Here is a 772-nt window from a genome sequence, read left to right as displayed (position 1 = left end):
AGATCGAGCGTCGCGTCCAAAGCCAAAACACTTGGGTCAGAAAAGTAGCGATAGACCGTCGCACGGCTGGTTTTGGCGCGTTCAGCGACTTTTGCCAGCGTGACTTCCTTGCCTTCCGACATCAGGTCACGTGCTGCCGAAAGAAGTGCTTCTCGCGTCCGGTTGATTTGATTTGTACGAGGCGCCAATCTCAATCCCTTTGGTGATACACTTGTCTCATAAGTAGATATGTGTATCATAAGCGCAGTGTTATTCAAGTAAAGGGAGTCGCAGCAATGACAGAACCTCGCCCGCGAATTTATCATCTTCTTGGGAACCTTTTGACCTTTCACGCCTTTCCCAGTGAGACCGGAGATCGTTGTACTATCATTGAGATAAAGACGGCGCCTGGTGCCGGTGCGCCGCCTAATCATCACGCTGGCGAAGATGAGAGCTTTTATGTGCTCGATGGTGAATTCGAGTTCTTTTTGAATGGCGAGACAGTCAACGTCAAATGTGGTGACTTCGTTAAGGTTCCGGACGGCACAGTGCACGCCTTTACATGCACCGGAGAGCGGCCTGGCCGGCTACTTTGCATTAACGCCCCCGGCGCGATGCACGACACTTTTTTTACCGAAGCCGGTGAAGCAATGCCTGACGGCACGACTGATATTCCGGCGCCAGATGGACCACCAGACATTCCGGCGATCATGGCTGTGGCAGGTCGAGTGGGAATGACGATCCTGGCGCCTGCGGACGTTCCCAGCTAACGAACGCGCGTGCATAACTCCGG

General features: G+C 53.5%; 2 protein-coding genes. One reads left to right on the top strand and one right to left on the bottom strand.

Annotated elements, in window-relative coordinates; genetic code table 11:
• The coding region (locus ACR0AW_RS21190) for a TetR/AcrR family transcriptional regulator (RefSeq protein ID WP_480439659.1) at positions 1 to 239 on the bottom strand (239 nt) is incomplete at its 3' end.
• A gap of 36 nt (positions 240 to 275) precedes the next feature.
• Between ACR0AW_RS21190 and ACR0AW_RS21185 the strand changes: the two genes are divergently transcribed.
• Positions 276 to 749, top strand: a complete 474-nt coding sequence (locus ACR0AW_RS21185) for a cupin domain-containing protein (protein WP_480439657.1) — start codon at positions 276 to 278, stop codon at positions 747 to 749.
• Positions 750 to 772: the final 23 nt, after the last annotated feature.

This window comes from Ruegeria sp. C5 (assembly GCF_056537605.1).
The sequence above is the reverse complement of the archived record's forward strand: the minus strand, read 5'-3'. Positions and strand labels throughout refer to the sequence as shown.

What these genes read in the sequence shown, in the direction of transcription:
- ACR0AW_RS21185 (WP_480439657.1), top strand. Translation starts at nt 276, where the DNA reads ATGACAGAACCTCGCCCGCGAATTTATCATCTTCTTGGGAACCTTTTG.